At 66.1% G+C, this 6,332-nt stretch carries 6 protein-coding genes and 1 pseudogene; all 7 read left to right on the top strand.

From position 1 onward, the window contains the following. Positions 1–333: pseudogene (locus PMI42_RS10085) on the top strand (acetate--CoA ligase family protein); the annotation flags it as partial. A gap of 113 nt (positions 334–446) precedes the next feature. Beyond that, complete coding sequence (locus tag PMI42_RS10090; RefSeq protein ID WP_008133254.1) at positions 447–1,289, top strand: IclR family transcriptional regulator; 843 nt, start codon at positions 447–449, stop codon at positions 1,287–1,289. Positions 1,290–1,401: 112 nt separating this feature from the next. Beyond that, on the top strand, positions 1,402–2,367 hold the full coding sequence (locus tag PMI42_RS10095) for a Bug family tripartite tricarboxylate transporter substrate binding protein (RefSeq protein ID WP_008133256.1): 966 nt from the start codon (positions 1,402–1,404) through the stop codon (positions 2,365–2,367). Then, positions 2,364–2,861, top strand: a complete 498-nt coding sequence (locus PMI42_RS10100; protein ID WP_008133257.1) for a tripartite tricarboxylate transporter TctB family protein — start codon at positions 2,364–2,366, stop codon at positions 2,859–2,861. The genes PMI42_RS10095 and PMI42_RS10100 overlap by 4 nt, the downstream gene beginning before the upstream one ends. Then, positions 2,861–4,360, top strand: a complete 1,500-nt coding sequence (locus PMI42_RS10105) for a tripartite tricarboxylate transporter permease (RefSeq protein ID WP_035965118.1) — start codon at positions 2,861–2,863, stop codon at positions 4,358–4,360. The genes PMI42_RS10100 and PMI42_RS10105 overlap by 1 nt, the downstream gene beginning before the upstream one ends. Positions 4,361–4,404: 44 nt before the next feature. Continuing rightward, on the top strand, positions 4,405–5,205 hold the full coding sequence (locus PMI42_RS10110; RefSeq protein ID WP_008133261.1) for an NYN domain-containing protein: 801 nt from the start codon (positions 4,405–4,407) through the stop codon (positions 5,203–5,205). A gap of 85 nt (positions 5,206–5,290) precedes the next feature. Further along, positions 5,291–6,332, top strand: a 1,042-nt coding sequence (locus tag PMI42_RS10115; protein ID WP_008133262.1) for an amidohydrolase family protein, incomplete at its 3' end; no start/stop codon positions are given.

Raw genomic sequence — 6,332 nt, forward strand, 5'->3', positions numbered from 1 at the left:
ATCACCGGCGGCGAGCCGCCGATCACCTATGTCAACACGGTGAAGCTCGGCCTGACGGACGAACGCATCCACTCGCTGATCCTCGGCTACTGGCACACCATCGTCACGCCACCGATGGTGTTCGCCCGCAACATGGTCGAGGTGAAGAAGGAGATGGAGGCCAAGGGGTTTGTGAAGCCGATCGTAGCCTCGCTCGCCGGCGACGTCGAGGTCGAGGAAGCCGCCGAATATCTCTACCAGAACGGCATCCCGGCCTATGCCTATTCGACCGAGCTTCCGGTCGAGGTGCTCGGCGCCAAGTACCGATGGGCGCGCGGGGCAGGGCTGCTCTGAGCTGTCAACAAAAAACGTCGCTCCCGTGAGGCACCGGAGCGACGTTTCCCACGATGCGGGAAAGTTTCAGGGCACGAGCGTCAATCGTCTGACTGGCTGATATGCAGGTCGCGATGAGGAAAAACGTGATCCGCCGCAGGACCGTCGAGCCGAAATCCGCGGCCGACCAGGAGCCTGAGACCCGCGACGGCGGGGTGCAATCCGTCGATCGCGCGCTGTCGATCCTGGCGACGCTGGCCGAGGATGACGAGGGCTACCGCCTGAGCGACCTGGCGATCCGCACCGGATTGTCGACCTCGACGGTGCACCGCTTGCTCGCAACGCTCGAAAGCCGCCGCTTCGTCCAGTTCGACCGCACGGAATCGAAATGGCACGTCGGCTCGCGCAGCTTCACGGTCGGCGCGAGCTTTGCGCGGCGGCGCAATTTCTCCACGCAGGCGATTCCCTATTTGCGCAAGCTGCGCGATCTCACCCGCGAGACTGCCAACCTCGCCGTGGTCGACGACGAATTCATCATCGTGCTGACCCGCATGGAGAGCCGCGAGATCATGCGCTCGCTGACCCAGGTGGGCGGCCGTGTCGCCATGGTGACCTCGGGCGTCGGCAAGGCGGTGCTCGCGACCTATTCGGATGAGGACGTCGGTGCCGTCATCCGCCATCACGGCATGCCCCGCCTGACCGAGAAGTCGATCGTGCGGCCGAGCGACCTGTTCAAGGAGCTCGAAAAGATCCGCAAGCAGGGTTTTGCGCTCGACGACGAGGAGGCCTGCATGGGCCTGCGCTGTATTGCCGCAGTCATCTACAACGACTGCGCCGAGCCGCTCGCGGCGATCTCCGTCTCGGGCATGACCAGCCGTCTGACCGATGAGAGATTGCCGGAAATCGGGCAAATCGTGCGCGATGTGGCCGGTGAGCTGACATTTGCGCTCGGCGGCGTGATGCCGAAATCCGGCTAGCAGGAACCGGGCCTGGTCGCTGGACAGCGTCGGTCGTTTTGGCTGATATGCGACCAAACGACACAATGCGGCGGCGAACAGCAACGTCCGCACGAGCCTGGAGAATGCCCCCATGTTTCAATTTCCCGCGCGCCTTGTCGGCGCAGCCGTCGCGCTGACCCTTGCGGCAGCCACGCCTGCTTTTGCCCAGCTCGAGCTCAAGCTGATGGCGCCGGCGGCTCCGGGCGGGGGCTGGGACCAGACCGCGCGCTCGATGCAACAGGCATTGGTCGCCTCGGGCGTTGCGCGCAGCGTGCAGGTCATCAACGTTCCCGGCGCGGGCGGCAGCGTCGGCATCGCCCAGTTCGTCAACGGCGCCAAGGGCGACGGCAATCAGCTGATGGTCAACGGCTTCGTCATGGTGGGCGCGCTCGCCATGAACAAGTCGCCTGTCACGCTCGAGCAGGTGACGCCGATCGCGCGCCTCACCGAGGAGATCCAGGTGATCGTGGTGCCCGCGAATTCGCCGATCAAGACGGCGCAGGATCTGGCCGCCGCGGTGAAGGCCGACATCGCCAAGGTGACCTTTGCCGGCGGCTCTGCCGGCGGTGTCGACCATGTGATGGCGGCGTTGTTCGCGGGCGCGGTCGGCGCCGACGCGAAGAAGATCAACTACATCCCGTTCTCCGGCGGCGGCGAGTCGCTCGCCGCGATTCTCGGCGGCAAGGTCACCGCGGGCATTTCGGGGATGAGCGAATATGAAGGACAGATCAAGTCCGGCAAGCTGCGCGCGATCGGCGTGACCTCGGAGAAGCGCATCGCCGGCAGCGATATCCCGACCTTCAAGGAGCAAGGCATCGACCTCGTGATCGCCAATTGGCGTTCGGTGGTCGCGCCTCCCGGCATCACGCCGGAGCAGCGCAAGACCCTGAGCGATGCGGTCGAGAAGATGGTGAAGTCGGACGCCTGGAAGGACATCCTCAAGCAGAAGGGCTGGGAAGACGCCTATCTCGGCGGCGACGCCTTCGCCGACTTCCTGAAGAAGGAAACCGTGCGCGTCACCGACGTGCTGAAATCGGTCGGCCTGGTCAAGTCATGACCGGGGATCACGCGTCTGGCGGTCCCGCCCAGCCGCCGCGGCGCGTCGATCGCGCCGGCATCATCATTGCGGCATTGCTCGCAGGTCTCGCCGTGGTGCTGGTCTGGGACGCGCGCGGCCTGCAATCCACCGCGATGTACGGGATGGGACCGGAGGCCATGCCGGTCGTGATCGCCTGTGGCCTCGCACTGCTCGCGATCGGCAATTTCATCGATGCGCTGCGCGGCAATCTGCCGGCGCGCGAGAGCGCCGATCCTGTGCCGGTAATTCTGATCCTGGTTGGCCTTGCGCTGCTGATCGCCATCATCGGCTTTGGCGGCGGCTTCATCCTGGCGACCTCGGCGCTGTTCGTGACGACGTCGGCGGCCTTCGGGCGCCGCGCCATCCTGGTCGACAGCATCATCGCCCTCGTGATGTCCACCCTCATCTATCTCGCGTTCGACCGGCTGTTGACGCTGAGCCTTCCGACCGGCCCGCTGGAGCGACTGCTGTGATGGACACTTTTGCGGCGCTGGCCCACGGCATGGCGGTCGCCGTTCAGCCGATGAATCTGCTCTATGCGCTGATCGGCGTGTTCCTCGGCACCGCGGTGGGCGTGCTGCCCGGCATCGGCCCGGCGCTGACGGTCGCACTGCTGCTGCCTGTCACCTACAAGCTCGATCCCGGCGGCTCGCTGATCATGTTCGCCGGCATCTATTACGGCGGCATGTATGGCGGATCGACCACCGCGATCCTGATCAATACCCCTGGCGAGAGCGCTTCGATGGCGACCGCGCTCGAAGGCAACAAGATGGCCAAGGCCGGCCGCGGCGGGCCGGCGCTCGCGACCTCCGCGATCGGTTCCTTCGTCGCCGGCACCATCGCCACCATCGGGCTTGCGTTCCTCGCGCCGTGGCTGGTCGATTTCGCCGTGCGCTTTGGCCCCGAGGATTATTTTGCGCTGATGTGCGTCGCCTTCGTCACGGTGTCGGCGACCTTCGGCGATTCCCCGATCCGCGGGCTGACCAGCCTTTTCATCGGCCTGACGCTCGGCCTTGTCGGCATCGACAAGCTGACCGGACAGGCGCGGCTCGCGTTCGGCGTGCCTGAACTGCTCGACGGCGTCGAGGTGACGACACTGGCGGTCGGCCTGTTTGCACTCGGCGAGGCGCTCTATGTCGCATCGCGCCGCCATCACACCGAGGAGAAGCTGGAGCCGGTGCGCGGCTCGCTGTGGATGACGAAGGAAGACTGGAAGCGGTCGTGGAAGCCATGGCTGCGCGGCACCATGTTCGGTTTCCCGATTGGCGCGTTGCCGGCGGGCGGCGCGGAGATCCCGACCTTCCTGTCCTACTCGACCGAGAAGCGGCTGACAAAATATCCGGAAGAGTTCGGCAAGGGCGCGATCGAAGGCGTCGCCGGACCGGAAGCGGCCAACAACGCTTCCGCCGCCGGCACGCTGGTGCCTTTGCTGACGCTGGGATTGCCGACCTCGGCGACGGCCGCGATGATGCTGGCAGGCTTCCAGCAATACGGCCTCAATCCCGGGCCGCTGCTGTTTGCCGAGCGGCCTGACCTCGTATGGGGCCTGATCGCGAGCCTCTTCATCGCCAATTGCATGCTGCTGGTGCTCAACCTGCCGCTGGTCGGGCTGTGGGTCCGGCTGCTCGCGATCCCGCAGCCGTGGCTCTATGCCGGCATCCTCGTCTTCGCGACCATGGGCACCATCGCCGCAAAGCCGTCGGTGGTTGAATTGTCGATGCTGGCCGGTTTTGGCGTGCTCGGCTTCCTGATGCGCCGGTTCGACTTTCCGATCGCGCCGGTGGTGGTCGGCCTGATCCTCGGCCCGATCGCCGAAAGCCAGTTGCGCCGCGCGCTCGCGATCAGCCTCGGCGATCCCATGACGCTGCTGCAAAGCCCGATCTCGGCAACGCTGCTCGGCCTCGCGCTGGTTGCGCTGCTGGCCCCATTCGTGCTGAAGGGGATGGGACGCTTCAAGGCGAACGAGGACTAGCCGTCCCGGCGCGCGTGCTGCGTCCATCTGGTCGAGGAAACGCCATGCCGTCGGAACTTCGCTCGCCCCGTCTCGCCGTCCTGATCGATGCCGACAACGCCTCTGCCAAGATCGCGGATGGACTGTTCGAGGAGATCGCCAAGATCGGCGAAGCCAGCGTCCGCCGCATCTACGGCGACTTCTCCAATGCGCGGTCCAAGGGCTGGGCCGATATTCTGTCGAAACACGCCATCATCCCGCAGCAGCAGTTCGCCTATACGACGGGAAAGAACGCGTCCGACATCACGCTGGTGATCGACGCCATGGACCTGCTCCACAGCGGCCGGTTCGACGGCTTCTGCCTTGTGTCTTCAGACAGCGACTTTACCCGTCTGGCTGCCCGCATCCGGGAGCAGGGCGTCGATGTCTTCGGGTTCGGCGAGCAGAAGACGCCTGAGAGCTTCAGGCAGGCCTGCCGCAGGTTCGTCTATACCGAGAACCTGCTTGCCGGTACGGCGAGCAATCAGGATACCGCCTCGAGATCGCCGCTACTTCAACCCCCTGACGCAGCCATCCCCATGATCAAGAAGGTGATCGCCCAGATGGAAAGCGAAGATGGATGGGTTTCTCTCGGGGAAGTCGGAAAAGGGCTGACCAACCTCGCCCCCGATTTCGATTCGAGAACCTACGGCTCCCGCAAGTTGAGCGACCTCGTGCGAAAGACGAATTCGTTCGAGATCGATGAATCGAACGGGCGGTCGATCCGCATTCGGGTCAAGCCCGCGGCCGCGGCACCGTCGAGACGGCGGAACCCGCGCAGGCCTGCCAGGGCGGGGGCGGCGGGCGGTTCGGCGCCTAAGGCGTAAGCAGGGCCTGCCGCTATATTTGCGCTTGCCCGGTCTGGCGCAGGGCGTAACCATCGTGCGGCCGTAACGCCACGCGAGGGTCCCGATGAGCAAACTTACCCGCTTCGCCGTCGCACCGCTGCATGCGATGACCCGGCGCCTCGCCGACGTCGCCTCCGGGCGCGTCGCGCCGGATCTCGTCGTCACGGGTGCCCGGGTGCTTTCGACCTATTCGGAGCGTATCCATCCGGACCGTGAGGTCTGGATATCAGGCGGCCGCGTCGCCGCGGTGAAGCCGGCTGGAACAGCCAGGAAGGCGTGGCGCGACGTCACGATCTACGACGCGGCCGGCGGGATCATCGCGCCCGGGCTGGTCGATCCGCACATCCACATCGAATCCTCGATGGTGACGGCCTGCGCCTATGCCGAGGCCGCGCTCCTCAACGGCACCACAACGATCTTCTGCGACAGCCACGAGATCGGCAACGTCATGGACGTCGCCGGCGTCGAGGCGATGCTGGAGGACGCGCGCGAGGCGCCGCTCTCGATCTTCCTGACGGTGCCGTCGACGGTGCCGGCGACCTCGGCCGAGCTGGAGACGGCCGGCGGCGACCTCACGCCGGACAAGATCGCGGGCTTGTTCGACCGATGGCCCGAAGCGGTCGCGCTCGGCGAGAAGATGGACTTCGTGCCGGTGACGATGGGGGACGAACGCAGCCATGCCATCCTCGCCGCGGCCTTGAAGCGCGGACGGCCGGTGTCCGGCCACGTCTATGGCCGCGAATTCGTCGCGGCCTATGCGGCGTCCGGCGTCACCGACACCCATGAGGCGATCGACCGCGACATCGCCGATGATCTGCTCGATGCCGGCGTCTGGGTGTTTTTGCGCGGGGGACCACCGACCACGCCCTGGCATTCGCTGCCGCAGGCGATCCGCACCATCACCGAGCTCGGCGCCTCGCACAAGCGCACCGCCGTGTGCACCGACGACCGCGACGCCGACGATCTGCTGCTGTTCGGCCTCGACTGGGTGGTGCGCGAAGCCGTGAAGGCGGGCATGTCGCCGGAGCAGGCCTGGTCGATGGGCTCGCTGCATGGCGCGACGCGCTTCGGCATGGAGGGCGATATCGGCGGCCTCGGCGGCGGCC

This window comes from Bradyrhizobium sp. YR681, assembly GCF_000282615.1.
Lineage (GTDB): Bacteria > Pseudomonadota > Alphaproteobacteria > Rhizobiales > Xanthobacteraceae > Bradyrhizobium.

Excerpts from the sequence above, each read along its gene's own strand:
- PMI42_RS10095 (WP_008133256.1), top strand. The coding sequence starts at position 1,402 with ATGTTTCAATTTCCCGCGCGCCTTGTCGGCGCAGCCGTCGCGCTGACC.
- PMI42_RS10110 (WP_008133261.1), top strand. The coding sequence starts at position 4,405 with ATGCCGTCGGAACTTCGCTCGCCCCGTCTCGCCGTCCTGATCGATGCC.
- PMI42_RS10105 (WP_035965118.1), top strand. The coding sequence starts at position 2,861 with ATGGACACTTTTGCGGCGCTGGCCCACGGCATGGCGGTCGCCGTTCAG.
- PMI42_RS10090 (WP_008133254.1), top strand. The coding sequence starts at position 447 with ATGAGGAAAAACGTGATCCGCCGCAGGACCGTCGAGCCGAAATCCGCG.
- PMI42_RS10100 (WP_008133257.1), top strand. The coding sequence starts at position 2,364 with ATGACCGGGGATCACGCGTCTGGCGGTCCCGCCCAGCCGCCGCGGCGC.